This is a genomic window from Candidatus Neomarinimicrobiota bacterium (assembly GCA_036476315.1).
Lineage (GTDB): Bacteria > Fidelibacterota > Marinisomatia > Marinisomatales > S15-B10 > JAZGBI01.
Window position 1 is genome coordinate 1 of the sequence record JAZGBI010000076.1, and the last position, 13,459, is coordinate 13,459.

General features: G+C 51.2%; 14 protein-coding genes. 7 read left to right on the plus strand and 7 right to left on the minus strand.

Annotated features, from left to right (window positions below; translation table 11 throughout):
* Positions 1–331 precede the first annotated feature (331 nt).
* The 4 genes from V3U24_07700 to V3U24_07715 all read right to left on the minus strand — a co-directional run bounded on the left by V3U24_07700 (position 332) and on the right by V3U24_07715 (position 3,142).
* Positions 332–727: a secondary thiamine-phosphate synthase enzyme YjbQ gene (locus V3U24_07700; GenBank protein MEE9167325.1), complete on the minus strand. Its 396-nt coding sequence runs from the start codon at positions 725–727 to the stop codon at positions 332–334.
* 199 nt (positions 728–926) lie between these two features.
* Complete coding sequence (locus V3U24_07705) at positions 927–1,739, minus strand: ZIP family metal transporter (protein MEE9167326.1); 813 nt, start codon at positions 1,737–1,739, stop codon at positions 927–929.
* A gap of 366 nt (positions 1,740–2,105) precedes the next feature.
* On the minus strand, positions 2,106–2,750 hold the full coding sequence (locus V3U24_07710; protein ID MEE9167327.1) for a peroxiredoxin: 645 nt from the start codon (positions 2,748–2,750) through the stop codon (positions 2,106–2,108).
* A complete protein-coding gene (locus V3U24_07715) occupies positions 2,741–3,142 on the minus strand; it encodes a transcriptional repressor (GenBank protein ID MEE9167328.1) in 402 nt (133 codons plus the stop codon). Before V3U24_07715 ends, V3U24_07710 begins: the two co-directional genes overlap by 10 nt.
* A gap of 180 nt (positions 3,143–3,322) precedes the next feature.
* On the opposite strand from V3U24_07715, the gene V3U24_07720 reads away from it, so the two are divergent.
* The 7 genes from V3U24_07720 to V3U24_07750 all read left to right on the plus strand — a co-directional run bounded on the left by V3U24_07720 (position 3,323) and on the right by V3U24_07750 (position 10,627).
* A complete protein-coding gene (locus tag V3U24_07720) occupies positions 3,323–3,757 on the plus strand; it encodes an Rrf2 family transcriptional regulator (GenBank protein ID MEE9167329.1) in 435 nt (144 codons plus the stop codon).
* Positions 3,758–3,828: 71 nt separating this feature from the next.
* On the plus strand, positions 3,829–4,341 hold the full coding sequence (locus tag V3U24_07725) for a cytochrome c3 family protein (protein ID MEE9167330.1): 513 nt from the start codon (positions 3,829–3,831) through the stop codon (positions 4,339–4,341).
* Positions 4,338–6,836: a molybdopterin-dependent oxidoreductase gene (locus V3U24_07730; protein ID MEE9167331.1), complete on the plus strand. Its 2,499-nt coding sequence runs from the start codon at positions 4,338–4,340 to the stop codon at positions 6,834–6,836. The genes V3U24_07725 and V3U24_07730 overlap by 4 nt, the downstream gene beginning before the upstream one ends.
* Before the next feature lies 1 nt (position 6,837).
* The gene (locus tag V3U24_07735) at positions 6,838–7,521 is read left to right on the plus strand and encodes a 4Fe-4S dicluster domain-containing protein (GenBank protein MEE9167332.1); all 684 of its coding nucleotides are present in this window, start codon (positions 6,838–6,840) and stop codon (positions 7,519–7,521) included.
* A gap of 1 nt (position 7,522) precedes the next feature.
* Positions 7,523–8,869, plus strand: coding sequence for an NrfD/PsrC family molybdoenzyme membrane anchor subunit (gene nrfD / locus V3U24_07740; protein MEE9167333.1), 1,347 nt, complete (start codon positions 7,523–7,525; stop codon positions 8,867–8,869).
* 1 nt (position 8,870) lies between these two features.
* Positions 8,871–9,227, plus strand: a complete 357-nt coding sequence (locus V3U24_07745) for a hypothetical protein (protein MEE9167334.1) — start codon at positions 8,871–8,873, stop codon at positions 9,225–9,227.
* Between the two features lie 179 nt (positions 9,228–9,406).
* On the plus strand, positions 9,407–10,627 hold the full coding sequence (locus V3U24_07750; GenBank protein ID MEE9167335.1) for a cytochrome c: 1,221 nt from the start codon (positions 9,407–9,409) through the stop codon (positions 10,625–10,627).
* A 15-nt stretch (positions 10,628–10,642) separates the two neighbouring features.
* Here the strand turns inward: V3U24_07750 and V3U24_07755 are convergent, their stop codons facing one another.
* The 3 genes from V3U24_07755 to V3U24_07765 are packed head-to-tail and all read right to left on the minus strand — an operon-like array spanning position 10,643 to position 13,314.
* On the minus strand, positions 10,643–11,875 hold the full coding sequence (locus V3U24_07755) for a cytochrome c3 family protein (protein ID MEE9167336.1): 1,233 nt from the start codon (positions 11,873–11,875) through the stop codon (positions 10,643–10,645).
* Complete coding sequence (locus V3U24_07760; protein ID MEE9167337.1) at positions 11,872–12,942, minus strand: cytochrome bc complex cytochrome b subunit; 1,071 nt, start codon at positions 12,940–12,942, stop codon at positions 11,872–11,874. The genes V3U24_07755 and V3U24_07760 overlap by 4 nt, the downstream gene beginning before the upstream one ends.
* 9 nt (positions 12,943–12,951) lie before the next feature.
* The gene (locus tag V3U24_07765; protein ID MEE9167338.1) at positions 12,952–13,314 is read right to left on the minus strand and encodes a Rieske (2Fe-2S) protein; all 363 of its coding nucleotides are present in this window, start codon (positions 13,312–13,314) and stop codon (positions 12,952–12,954) included.
* Positions 13,315–13,459 lie beyond the last annotated feature (145 nt).

The following is a 13,459-nucleotide window of genomic DNA, read 5'->3' on the forward strand; positions in this document are numbered from 1 at the left end:
CGATCTGAGTACGCTAGCGTTCCAACCGTCCACCATAAATGAAGACATGGGAAAAGGCATGAGTGCTTCATGAATAGTGTAAACTATGTCTTGACACTAAAGTGTAAACCATGTCCTGATTTCACCCAAGGATCCAGTATCCAGTAACCAGTATCCAGCGTCCAGTATCCAGCATCAAGGATCAAGTAGCAAGAATCAAGTAATCAGTAGCCATTCATCACTAACCACTCACCAATTAACCAGTTACCACTCACCAGTTGGCGCTCCCCAGCAGCCGGTATACAGTTCCTGTTCAATTGTCAATATTCAATAATCAATATTCAATTGGCTATCACCCCTCGATGATCTTCAGGTAGACTTTCCGTGTTCGCGGTCCGTCGAAATCGGCGAGGAAAATCCCCTGCCATGTGCCCAATACGAGTTTTCCACGTTCGACGATGACTGTTTCTGATGAGCCCACAATGCTGGTTTTAATATGGCTGTCCGCGTTTCCCTCGGAGTGACGATAACCGGCCTGGTACGGCACCAATTCGGTCAGTTGATGTTTGATGTCCTCAGCCACCGCGGGATCGGCGTGTTCGTTGATGGTGATACCACAAGTTGTGTGAGGCACGTAAAGGGTTACCACAGCATCCTTTATGCCCGTTTTTGACACCTCTTTTTGGACCGAATCCGATATCTCAACAAAGTCAATTCTGTTTTGCGTCCGTACAGATAGGATAATCATTGTTTTCTCCTCTTGCTACGACATTCGCCTGTTAGCCCGCACTCCTCACGGCATAACCAGAGAGAACACAGAGAAGTAAGAAGACAGATTTTGATAAAACTACATTGAATCAAAGAGTTCTACCGAATCAATTTGGCGATGAGTTTTTCCGAAGTGTTTAGTATGGAATTCATAATTTCTGTGTCCTCTGTGGTTCATTTTAGCCCAGTCCCACATCCAGCATCATCATGATGGTGAAGCCTATCATCGCTCCGGCCGTGGCCACATCCGCATTGCCTTCAAACTGTGACTCCGGAATGACCTCCTCCACTACGACAAAAATCATTGCCCCGGCAGCAAATGCCAGCGCATACGGTAGAATGGCCCGCGAAGTGAGGACGACCACGGCACCGATAACTCCGGCGATAGGTTCAACCACAGCCGATAACTGACCGTACCAGAAGCTCTTTAGACGGGATACTCCCACCCTTCGCAGGGGCATGGCTACGGCAAATCCTTCGGGAAAATTCTGCAGACCAATCCCCAGTGTAAGCGCAATCGCCCCTCCCAATGTGGCAGAAGGCAGATTGTTGGCGACAGCTCCAAACGCTACCCCCACCGCGAGACCTTCTGGAATATTGTGCAGTGTGATGGCCAAGACGAGCAAAGTGGTCCGGCGCCAGGTTGTGCTGATACCTTCTGCCGTATCTATGGGGAAGCCAATGTGCAAATGGGGAAGAATCCTGTCAAGACCCCATAAGAAGATCCCCCCCATCATGAAACCGATGGCAGGGGGCGCCCAGGAAGGGAGGGGACCTTCTTTCGACATCTCGATGGATGGGGCCAGAAGAGACCAGTAGCTTGCGGCAATCATGACACCTCCTGCAAAGCCGAGCATTCCATCCAGTACCTTCCTCCGCAGTTCCTTCATGGTGAACACGGCGGCGGCTCCTAAAGCCGTTACTCCCCACGTAAACAGCGTCGCGAGAAGAGCCTGTGCGACAGGGTGAATTCCAGCGAATGACTCTATCACGGGTCGCTCATTTGATCTGAACTACTCATCAGCAGACTGCAAATAGATGTTAAGCGATAATAAAACAAATACACATGAATTTATCCATCTTTTGCCGATGAGTAGTTCACCGATTGGCCCCAAAAGTTTTCGGGACATGCGGCCCGTCGGAGATCCTGCAGAATGCGGTGAAGAGTAATTTGTTCACCCCCAACGGTTGGGATGAATCTCATCTCAAGATCCTTTGGAAGATCCTGCGGATAAATCAGGTTAAGACCTTCCGGCTGTGACTGTTTTATGCGAAACGAGGGACAACAGAAGTTTACCGACGGATGGTTGAGTAAGCACTCCTGTGTCGGACTGACTCAGAATGCCCTGAAATCTAGATCACAATTCTTCAGCATGTCTACTAAGAAAGTCCGCCACACCTTCCGCCGTCTCCGCTAATCCGTCATCCCCTTCTTCCCAACCTGCCGGACAGACCTCTCCATGCTCCTGATTGAACGTCAATGCATCAACCATTCTCAGCATTTCATCAATATTCCTCCCCAGAGGGAGGTCATTGATAACCGCATGACGCACGATACCGTCTTCATCGATGAGGAAAGATCCTCTGAGAGCCACCCTGCCTCCTACAGTTGTGATCTTCTGTTCGCCATTGGATATGACAGCAGCCTCTTCAGCGTCGACCAGGACATCGTAGGAACGGGCAATCGATTTGTCCACATCCGCAATAAGGGGATAGCCGACATCACCGATGCCACCGCTGTTCGTTCCGGTATTCCTCCACGCCAAGTGGCAATACTCGGAGTCAATGGAACACCCTAACACCTGAACCCCCCGTTTCTCAAATTCCCCTAGCCGGTGATCAAAAGCAAGTAATTCCGTTGGACAAACAAAGGTAAAGTCCAAAGGATAGAAGAAAAGGACCACTTTCCTGCCTTTGTAATCAGAAAGGCGAATCTGTTTGACCGAACCATCGGGCATGACAGTCGTTGCTGTAAAATCCGGAGCTGGTTTGGTTACGAGCATGATTCAACATCTCCTTTTCTAATGTTGTGGCGACACGTTCCACAAACACCGTTCACTCGAAGTTCGTACCGCTGAACATCATGTTCAAGTTTCGTTTTCCACCCGGAAAGAACTTCTTCGAGGTGTAGATCCAAGTCAAAAACCATGCCGCATCGGTTGCAGCAGAAATGTTCGTGATCGTGGAGATCACGGTCATAATGAGCCACGCCATCGAGTACCAGAGTCTGAATCAAGTTTCCATCCACAAGTTGTTTCAGGTTTCGGTAGACAGTCCCGAGGCTAATGCTGGGCACCCGTTTCCGGACCCTGCGATATACCCAGTCCGCGGCGGGATGAGTATCGGTGGATCTGACAACCTTGAGAATCTGTTCACGCTGTCGGCTGTATCTCATTCAGTACCAAATTTAAGCACTGATAGCTGTAAAAGTTAACATAAATAATAATCATTACTATTATTGTTTATCTTAGGATGTCCGCTCGAGAATCAACAAAGCCACCACCAGAATTGTCTTGCTTCAACACAAAGTTTTCTCTTATATTAGGATAAAAGGAGAGTGAATTCTTAATTATAGGTGCTCTACTCAAAATCAGCCCAGTATGCGATTCAAGCCCTCATCGGCATAGCGGCAAAGCAGCATGATGCCCCCGTTATTATTAGCGACATCGCTCAAGAATTCCAGATCCCTCAACGTTTTCTGTCAAAGATTGTTCAGATTCTTGCCAATCACGGTTTGGTCAAGACATACCGGGGACGTCACGGAGGTGTTATGCTGGCCCGTCTTGCGCGGGATATCAAAGTCAGCGATATTGTTGAGATTGTAGATGGGCCCGTGGCAACAAGACAAATGTGCGTTATCGGTCTGGACATTTGCGATGAAGAAGCGATCTGTCCTTTTCATACAAATTGGATGAAAATCCGCCAGGACATTCAAACTTGGCTGGACGGGGAGAATCTCGAGAATTTGGCCAACGTGGTTATCGACAAAAGGCAACGACTGAGACAGTGACCCGGTGCAAGAGCGATCCCGGATAATCCTTCGCCGAATCTCGCAAAAGATTTCCCTCCGCGGGTGTTTACATGACGAACGTCAACCGGTCCGTAATCGTAATCCTACTTTTCCTCTTAATACTGACCATGTTGGGTCTTGCATCCTTCCGTGAACCGGAACTCGCGATTCAGCCTCTCCTTTTTAGTCACAATCTTCACATTGAAGAGATGGATTTGCAGTGCGGTGACTGTCATACCGAAGCAACTAGGCGGGCACGGGCAACATTCCCGACCACCGAGGCCTGCACGACATGCCACGACGATCCCCTGACGGAAACGGAGACAGAAGCCCAACTGCTGGCCTACACCCACGAAGATAGAGAGATCCCCTGGCAGCGGATTTACATGGTACCCGATCATGTCTATTTCTCACACAGACGTCACGTAACCCTTGGAAACGTTCCGTGCGAAACGTGTCATGGAAACATCAGATCCATGACAGAACCTCTTGATCGACCTCTAATCCCGGTTTCCATGGACAGGTGCATGGATTGTCATGAAGAACATCAGGTAACGAACGATTGTCTATCCTGCCATCGATGAAAAAGGACACGGTCAAACTTATCACGCGCCGCGACTTCCTGAAGATTACGGGAATGACAGTGGGAGGAGCCGCCTCGAGTTACTGGTTACTATCCGACCTTATGGCCGTGCCCCAGCGACTCCTGGAGAAGATGGCAAACAGCAGAGGAGAAGAAAGCTGGCAGAACACGGTATGTCGCCAGTGTACCGCAGGATGTGGAATAGCCGTCCGGAAAATTGACAACATACCCGTCTACGTCAAGGGGAACCCCATATACCCCGTGAATCGAGGAGGTGTGTGTCCCATGGCCCACACATCGATGGAGGTTCTCTTCAACCCCGACAGGGTGAAAAGCCCCATGTTACGACGGGGAACCAAAGGTCGAGAAGGATGGGAGGAGATAGGATGGAAGGAGGCGATAGCCTCGCTGAGCCAGCGACTCAAAGAGCTAATCGACCGGGGCGAGGGACACCGGATAGCCATGATCAATGGCGATGACTCTCCCCTCATGAGAGCTGTCTGCCAGTACTGGATGAAGGCGATGGGTTCGCCAAACTATTTTGAAGATGAGAGATTCACAGACAATTCCATTGTTGTGAATCTCTCCCAGGCAATGGACACCACACCCGTCTACGATATCATAAATAGCCGATACATTCTCAATTTTGGAAGCAATTTCCTTGAAGAGGGAAACTCTCCCGTTTACTACAACCAGATTTTCGGTCACCTCAGGGAGACGACCCGGGAAGGGAGCACCACGCTGGTCCACATTGACTCCCGCATCAACCTTACAGGCTCGAATTCCGACCGATGGGTTGCCATTCGGCCCGGTACTCACGGCGCTCTCGCTCTGGGCATCGCCTGCGTACTTATCGCCGATCGTCTTTACGACCGCTCTTTTATTGAAGCACATACAACCGGTTTCAAACCGTTCAGCGATTCGTCCGGCCGGGAGCACGCTGGATTTGAATCATTTGTTCGAGGAAACTACTATCCCGAAAAGGTCTCCCAATTGACGGGAGTGCCGGCAGAAACGATCGTCCGCCTCGCGGAAGAATTCGGAACCCGGAAACCCGCGGTTGCCATGTCGGATGACGCCGCCAGGTACGCCACAAACGGCAGCTTCTCGCAATGGGCCGTCTATTGTTTGAACGCTCTCGTAGGAAATTTCCAGAAAAAAGGAGGCGTCTACTTCTCCCATCCTGCGCCGGAAATCCGTTTTCCCCGACTGAGCTCTGATCCTGCAGGGAAAGATTCTCAGCATCGGCCAAAGGTTGGAGAGGACATTGATCCCCCCTCCCCGTTTGGGGACCTTCCCCCGGATCAGTTCGTCAAGGGTATCACCGCCGGAGATCCGGCTCGGATCGATACCCTGATCATCATTAACTCGAATCCTGTTTTCCATTCGAGACAGAAAGACAAATGGGTGAGGGCTCTCAAGGAGATTGAAAATGTTATTTACATTGGAACGTTCATCGATGAAACAGCTAAATATGCCGATGCATTTCTCCCTGACCACTCCTTTCTTGAAAAAAGTGACTTAAGCGGACCTATCCCGGGACTCATGTTCACCCACGTGGGTCTACAGCAGCCCGTCATTGAGCCCCTGTTCGACACAAGACAATCCGGGGACGTACTGATTGAATTGGGAAAGAGGGCTGTCACGGAAGACGCATTCCCCTGGAAAGACTACGAAGAGCTGGTGTTGGAACGCCTGAGAGTAATCTTTGAGTCCGGAGAGGGTTCGGTGATTTCCGAGTCCACCTATGCCCAATGGGTCGCCTACCTGAAAGAGCGGGGCTGGAGGCTTCAGCAGTATCAGACCTTCGGAGCCTTCCGCAGGACTATTATGAAGAACGGCGGGTGGTGGAATCCGTTGGATCCATTTCTCCCATTGAAAGAAATCTTTCGAACGAAATCGGGAAGGTTTGAGTTCGTTTCCTCGCACCTGAAAGAGAGACTCGCTGAGGCGTCTCAGTTCGCGGAAGGCGACTCGGCTGCTGAAAAGCGGGACCGTCTCCTGAGCGGTTTGCACATTACTGCGCGGGGTGATGATCTCCTGATGCCCCATTATGAAGTCCCATTTTCCCTGGGCAAAACGGAAAAATTCCCCCTTATTTTGACTATATCTGAGCTTCTTACGAATCGAAATGGTGCCGGGGCGACACAGCCTTCGTTGCTCGAGATGATAGGTGTCCAGGTAGGCCGGTATTGGAAATCGTGGATCGAGATCAACCCTCTGACCGGCAGAGAATATGGGTTGAAGGATCGGGGAATGGGATGGGTCGAGTCAACTCAGGGACGGATCCAGGGCGAAGTTCGCTTCTTCGAAGGAATTCGACCAGGGGTAGTCCATCTTCATCTGGGACTCGGGCATACCTCCTACGGTCGCTTCGGGACAGGAATCGGCTTTAATGCGACGGATCTCATCGAGAATCACCGCGATTCACTTTCGTACACTCCCGCCCTGAATGGAACGCCGGTGAAGGTGAGTCCCTCTCTGAGGGAGGTGTGAATTGCCCAGTTGGGGCATGGTCATAGATTTGAATAAGTGTACCGGATGCGGTGCCTGTGTCTCTGCGTGCCGATCAGAGAATAATGTCCCTAATGTGGGTCCCGAACAATCGCAGTTCGGCCGGTCGATTTTTTGGATGGACATCATGGAGATCGTGGAAGGAGAGTATCCAGATGTTCGGGTGCAGTACATCCCTCGCCCCTGTTTTCATTGCGACCGTCCCCCCTGCACGAAAGTATGTCCTGTGAGAGCCACGTATCTGAATGAGGAGGGTCTCGTGGCCCAGATCTACCACAGATGTATCGGATGTCGCTACTGCATGGTGGCGTGTCCATACACCGTGAAATCCTTCAACTGGTATGAGCCTGAGAGACTGGAGGATTTTCTCCAGTTCCGAAATCCTGACGTAAGCTTGCGGATGAAAGGTGTGGTGGAGAAGTGTTCCTTCTGTAGTCACCGACTCCAAAAGGCGAGAGAACAATCCGAATTCGAATCGCGAGACATGGAAGAAGCGGAGTACCAGCCGGCCTGCGTGGAGGCGTGCCCAACCTCTGCCATTGTGTTCGGAGATTTTGAAAACGAAAAACACACGGTGTCTCGCCTGAGAAAATCATACAGGGCTTTCAGAATGCATGAAGACCTGGGAACCGAACCGAAAGTGGTCTACCTGTCCAGAGAAGACTGACATGACCTTGAGTGAACTGAGAAAGGATCCCGACTACGCGCTTTTCAAACCTGTCGTCGAAAAGGGAAGGAAGGCGTTTATCCTGGGAGGATTTCTGTTTGCCGTCTTTCTGTGGACTATGTACATGTACGGTACCCAGCTCAGTTCTGGACTGGGTGTGACGGGCCTGAACCGGCCCATATCCTGGGGTTTCTACATAGTAAACTTCGTCTTTTTCATAGGCATTAGCCACGCCGGGACCCTCATATCGGCAATACTCCGCCTTTCAAAGGCCGAGTGGCGCAGACCTATCACAAGAATGGCCGAAGTAATCACGGCCATCGTTCTCGCCATTGGAGGGCTCCACCCTATCATTGATCTGGGGAGACCCGACAGGCTGCTGAGCATTTTTTACTATGGACGCCTTCAGTCACCCCTCCTTTGGGATGTCACTGCCATAACCTGTTATTTCGCTGCCAGCACCGTCTACCTGTACCTACCCATGATTCCCGATATTGCAATCATGCGTGATATGGGTGTCCGGCCTCAATGGCTCTACCGTTTTCTCTCATGGGGATGGACGGGAACCGAGCGTCAGAAGCACTGCCTGGACAGGGCCATAACGATTCTTATGGTGATGGTGATTCCCATCGCGGTTTCGGTGCACACCGTCATATCCTTCATTTTTTCCATGACATTGCAGCCAGGATGGCACAGCACCATATTTGGTCCCTATTTTGTCGTGGGAGCAATCTATTCCGGGATCGCCGCCATTCTCATAGTGATGATAGTTTTTCGAAAGGTCTTTCACCTGGAAGGATACCTGAAACCCATCCACTTTCAGTATCTCGGCACTCTCCTTCTGGTTATGTGTGCACTATGGTTCTATTTCACGTTTGCTGAATACTTGACGGGAACGTATGGAGGCGAGCCGCACGAAATGAAAATAATTCTCTATAAATTCGCGGGAGGCTACTGGCCCGTATTCTGGAGTATGATTCTCTGCAACTTTGTCATTCCGGTGATAATCCTAAGTAATAAGAAACTGAAAACGATTAGTGGAATCTTCATCGCAAGTTTCGCTGTTATCATCGGAATGTGGCTGGAGAGATTGAACATTGTGGTTCCCTCACTGGCCAATCCTCTTCTGCGCGTGCCGTATCAAGTCTATATTCCTTCCCTGGTGGAATGGGCCCTCTTCCTGGCGGGAGTGGTCGCATTCGTGCTCGCTTTTCTTGTTTTCTCCAAGTTTTTCCCTGTCATTTCCGTCTGGGAGATCAAAGAAGGTCGCAAGGAAGGAATAGAGGTCGTCAAAGAGCGACTGGCCAGCTATCAGCCTGATATCACCACTCAGCCTGGGAAGTCCTAGCTTGAAGAAATCGAGAGAATCACGACTCATGTTCATGCTCCAGGTGGCAAGTCTGTCATGGATCTGGTTTTTCGTCCTGGGAATCACATGGTGGATAATAACATTGCTCCGCGAAGCGTTAAGACTTCACGACGCGCCGGATGCTTCCGTAGTCATCAGTATCGTGGTCATACCGGTTTTCCTTACCTTGGCCAGCGTTTTGACCTACGTTTTCGTGGGATTACAACGACACCGTGAGAATGATTCGCCGCGAAGGCTCTCCGCAGGATCCAGTGAAAAAGATTCAGGGGTGGACGATAGCAACGGGCTCGATGCTGGCCGGAACGTTGAGAATTCTCCAGACCCAACTCCTCGATAGATGAATTCTCTTCATCTGTTTGCGTTTTGCCCGGCTGCCCTTCCTTGGACGGAGGCGGGCCTGCCAGCCCTCATTCTTCGGGAGCATGCTGGCACGGTGTCTTTGAGGCTGAAAAATGGATTTGGATAGGATAGGATCGAACGAGAACAATACAATTCATACAAAACGAGAGCAAACCCATGGAAGGAAAACGATTAATAAGTAAAGGGGGGCTCGCTTCGGCGATCGCCCTTCTGGTGACACTCTCTCTGTCCCCGTTCACTTTAACCCAGACCGTGGAAACTCAGGACGAGTTGCGTCAGGAGTCACTCCCCGTTGACCCTATGATGGGTCGAATCGTGTTTGAGGAAAAACAGTGTATCGACTGTCACGCCATCGATGGTTTCGGAGGCGAGGTGGGTCCGGATCTGGGTCGGGAACGGTTCTTTGGCAGTTTTTACAACCTGACCGCAAGGCTCTGGAACCATGCCCCGCAAATGACGATCCAGGCCGACTTCAGAGAAAAGGAATGGCCCACTTTGACGACGGAAGAGATGGAGCAATTGATCAGCTATCTGTTCTATCTCCGTTACCTGGGAGAACCGGGAAACGTCTCCGAAGGAAAGGAACTCCTCAGAGAGAAGAACTGCCTTAAATGCCACCGCGTTGGCCGTGAAGGGGCGTCAGACGGCATCGAACTTGATCGGCTTCAGGAGTACGCCTCTCCCCTCTACGTCGCCCAGGTCATCTGGAATCACGGTCCCGAGATGCAGGAGCGGATGGCAGCCATGGGAATTGAGAGGCCAATGTTCGGCGACAGGGACATCACAGACATCAGCGCGTACCTGAGGGAGTTAAGCCGGGAAGAATCGAGAAGAAGGCAATACATGTCCCCAGGAAACCCGAAAGCCGGGGCCGCGGTGTTCAAGGAGAAAGGGTGTTCTCATTGCCACGCCACCCGGCCGGACCAGGCGTCGGAAGGGGTCTCGCTGGGTGATATGGATCTGCACAGGAGCGTAACCGACATTGCCGGGACCATGTGGAATCACGGAAATATCATGCGGAATGCGATGAAGAGCAGAAAGGTGAAATGGCCCACGTTCCAAGGGTCCGAGATGGCAGACTTAATCGCCTACCTCTACTTTTATGATTACCAGAACGTTTCACCAGGCGATCCCAAGAGAGGGGGGTGGGTATTTGAGAAAAAATCGTGTGCGACGTGTCATGCTCCGGGACAGCCCCATGCCTTTGCGGGGAGTATCTTTCTTGCCACGCCAACCGATCTGGTGAGGACCATGTGGAACCATGTGCCCTATATGCACGAACTCATCGTGACGAAGGATATCGAGTGGCCGAAGCTGACAGAAGAAGACCTGCGTCATCTGTACAGCTATCTTCTCCACTTGACTCCGGGGGAATAAACCCGGGGGAAGGCGTTACTCCGTCTCGATCCTCTTGATATAGATGTAAAGAATGACAGATAAGAACGTGATGAAGAACGTGGAAATTCCCAGCCAGACCCTCCGGTTTTTGTGTTCAACGATAGCTTCTTCACCTTTGCCCAGAGCAACAAGAGCCAGCTCGATTCCCGGTTCGGCGGTAGCTTGAACCTCCCCTGCATCAAATGTATGGATCATCGTCCTGGACCGGATCAGGGCATCGGTGGCAGTCTGGATGTCAAATAGTGCATCGCTCACGTTCATTCCCCTGTTTTCCGCCTCGGAAACCTTGCGCTCGGCCTCGGAGATAGTCTCCTTCAATCTCATCAAGGCCGTGTACATCAACTGCGATTCTGCATAGCCGGAATCTCCCGGTCGATGACACCTGATGCAGACCCCCCCCTCCGCCACAGACACCTTTTCATCCGAGGGATGAAGTATGCGGTGGTTGTTATGACAGACCTCGCATCCGTGGAGACCCCTGATTTCGAAGATCTGGCTCATCTTGGTCTTACGGAACAGATCATAATTATTCGCATGGCACATGCCACAAACCATTTTGATGGATCCGACATCTGGAGGCATGGCTCCGTGATTCCCGTGGCAGTCGTTGCAGGTGGGGGAAGAAAAGTCTCCACGTTCCAACACAGCAATGCCATGCACACTCTCCGCATAATCGTCATAGACTGACGTGGGCAGTCCAAACTGATCCATCAGCGGCTTGAAGCCGTGACATTCCGCACATGTGGCGGCCACATTTCCGGGATACACTCTCGATCTTGAATCATTCTTGGGAAAGATGCCGTGAATTCCGTGACAGGAGGAACAGGTAGCCACGGAAGTGATCCCTTTCTTGAGAGATTTACCGTGCTGACTCGTCCAGTACTTCTCTGTCTGGTCCACGGGAATATTGGGGTTGAATTTTCTCATCACAGCCGGATCATCATGACATCTGCCACAGATGCCGGGAACGTCTATTTTCTCGGGAACGCCGATAAATCCAGCCTCAACGGATTTGGCCTCATCGAAGTCTTCCGTGGTTGCATCGCCCCCGTGACAATCGGCGCACGAAAACCCTAGCCGGAAGTGAATATCCTGGGAAAACAGTTCGGCGGGTGCCGCGAGCTCCTCCTCCAGTTCAAGATGACAGTCCAGGCACTTGTTCACGACAGGATCGTCTGCACCCAGAATCCCGAGGATAAGAGCTGTGACGATAGAGATTCGCTTCATACCACAAATCCCAGTACGGTCATGACAACGATGAAGAGAAGGATGAAAGTGCCACCCAGTTTAATACCACGGGCCCTTGCGGTCCCATCATCGGTTGTGTCCAAAAAAGGAATCAGAAGCCAGAAGAGACCTCCTATTAGAAAAGCGAGGATTCCCAGCAATTCGCCGTCAATGAACAGGACCGTGCCGGGAATGTATTTCAAAGCCTGAAACATGAACAGGAAATACCATTCAGGCTTGATTCCGGCCGGAGCTGAAGAGAACAGATCTGCTTTCTGGCCCAGTTCCCAGGGAAAAAGAACCGCCAGCACCGCCAGGATATTGAACACAATGAGCCACAGAAGGAGGTCCCTCAGAACGAAGTTCGGAAAGAAAGGAATGTGGACTTTTTTCTCCTCGGGGACCGTTTCCCAACCCCTCGGCTCACTCATGCCCTGGACCTGGATAAAGATAAGATGAGTGGTGAGAACAAGGGTAAATATGAGGGGCAGCATGGCCACATGAATACCGTAGAATCTGGGAAGCGTGGCCCCGGTCACCTCCTCACTCCCTCTCAGCAGTGTCATCATCGCCTTTCCCACAATAGGAATCACGCCAATGATATCGGTTCCCACCTTCGTGGCAAAATAGGAAAGCTCATTCCACGGCAGGAGATATCCGCTGAATCCAAATCCCATGACCAACAGAAGAAGGATAACACCTGAAATCCACGTCATTTCCCTCGGTTTCCGGTACGCTCTTAGAAAAAATACACTGAACATGTGAATGAAGACCGCCAGAACCATCAAGTTGCCCGCCCAGGAATGGACCGATCGAACGAGCCATCCGAACTTGACCTGCGACATGATAAAGCGAATACTTTCATAGGCCGAATCGGCGCTCGCCTTGTAATAGAACAAGAGAAGGATTCCGGAGATCACCTGAACTACGAAGAGGAAGAGGGCAACCCCACCGAAATAGTACCAGAACCATCCCTTCCCGTGGGGAACCTTTTTCTTCTTCAGGAAGTCGATCAGGAGTCCGGTTTCAAACCGTTGATCAATCCAGTCTCTAAGTCGTTTCCACACAGGGAGTCCTCACGCTCGTTTTGTAACCCAGACTTCCTCCCCCTCCAGTTTCACGTCGTACTCTTCGAGGGGTCTTGGCGGGGGTCCCGCCACGTTCCGGCCCGTCAGGTCGAACCTGCCGTTGTGGCAGGCACACCAGATCTGATTCAAATCTCCCCGGTACTGGACAATACAGCTGAGGTGCGTACAAGTTGCCGAGAACGCTTTGAATTGTCCATTCTCAAGCCTGATAAGTATGCCCGGAATTCGTCCGAACTGGAAAATGATTCCCGTCTCAGGCGAAAAATCGCCCACAGAACCGACCCGGATTGAGGAGATATTTGCCTCCGGGATGGGGGGTGGAATAAGGTAGCGTACTATCGGGTACGCCATGCTGCCCAGCCATCCGAAGATTCCCAGGCCTAACAGCCATTTCAGGAAAGATCGTCTTTTCGGTTCGGACTGTTGGTCCATCTTCGATAGAGGAAAGAAAAATTCCTGCGCAATTTATCACCAAATCAGAAAAACTTCCATTGGG

Coding starts and splice junctions, on each gene's coding strand:
- V3U24_07700 (MEE9167325.1), bottom strand. CDS start 727: ATGATTATCCTATCTGTACGGACGCAAAACAGAATTGACTTTGTTGAG.
- V3U24_07710 (MEE9167327.1), bottom strand. CDS start 2,750: ATGCTCGTAACCAAACCAGCTCCGGATTTTACAGCAACGACTGTCATG.
- V3U24_07715 (MEE9167328.1), bottom strand. CDS start 3,142: ATGAGATACAGCCGACAGCGTGAACAGATTCTCAAGGTTGTCAGATCC.
- V3U24_07725 (MEE9167330.1), top strand. CDS start 3,829: ATGACGAACGTCAACCGGTCCGTAATCGTAATCCTACTTTTCCTCTTA.
- V3U24_07730 (MEE9167331.1), top strand. CDS start 4,338: ATGAAAAAGGACACGGTCAAACTTATCACGCGCCGCGACTTCCTGAAG.
- nrfD (MEE9167333.1), top strand. CDS start 7,523: ATGACCTTGAGTGAACTGAGAAAGGATCCCGACTACGCGCTTTTCAAA.
- V3U24_07750 (MEE9167335.1), top strand. CDS start 9,407: ATGGAAGGAAAACGATTAATAAGTAAAGGGGGGCTCGCTTCGGCGATC.
- V3U24_07755 (MEE9167336.1), bottom strand. CDS start 11,875: ATGAAGCGAATCTCTATCGTCACAGCTCTTATCCTCGGGATTCTGGGT.
- V3U24_07765 (MEE9167338.1), bottom strand. CDS start 13,314: ATGGCGTACCCGATAGTACGCTACCTTATTCCACCCCCCATCCCGGAG.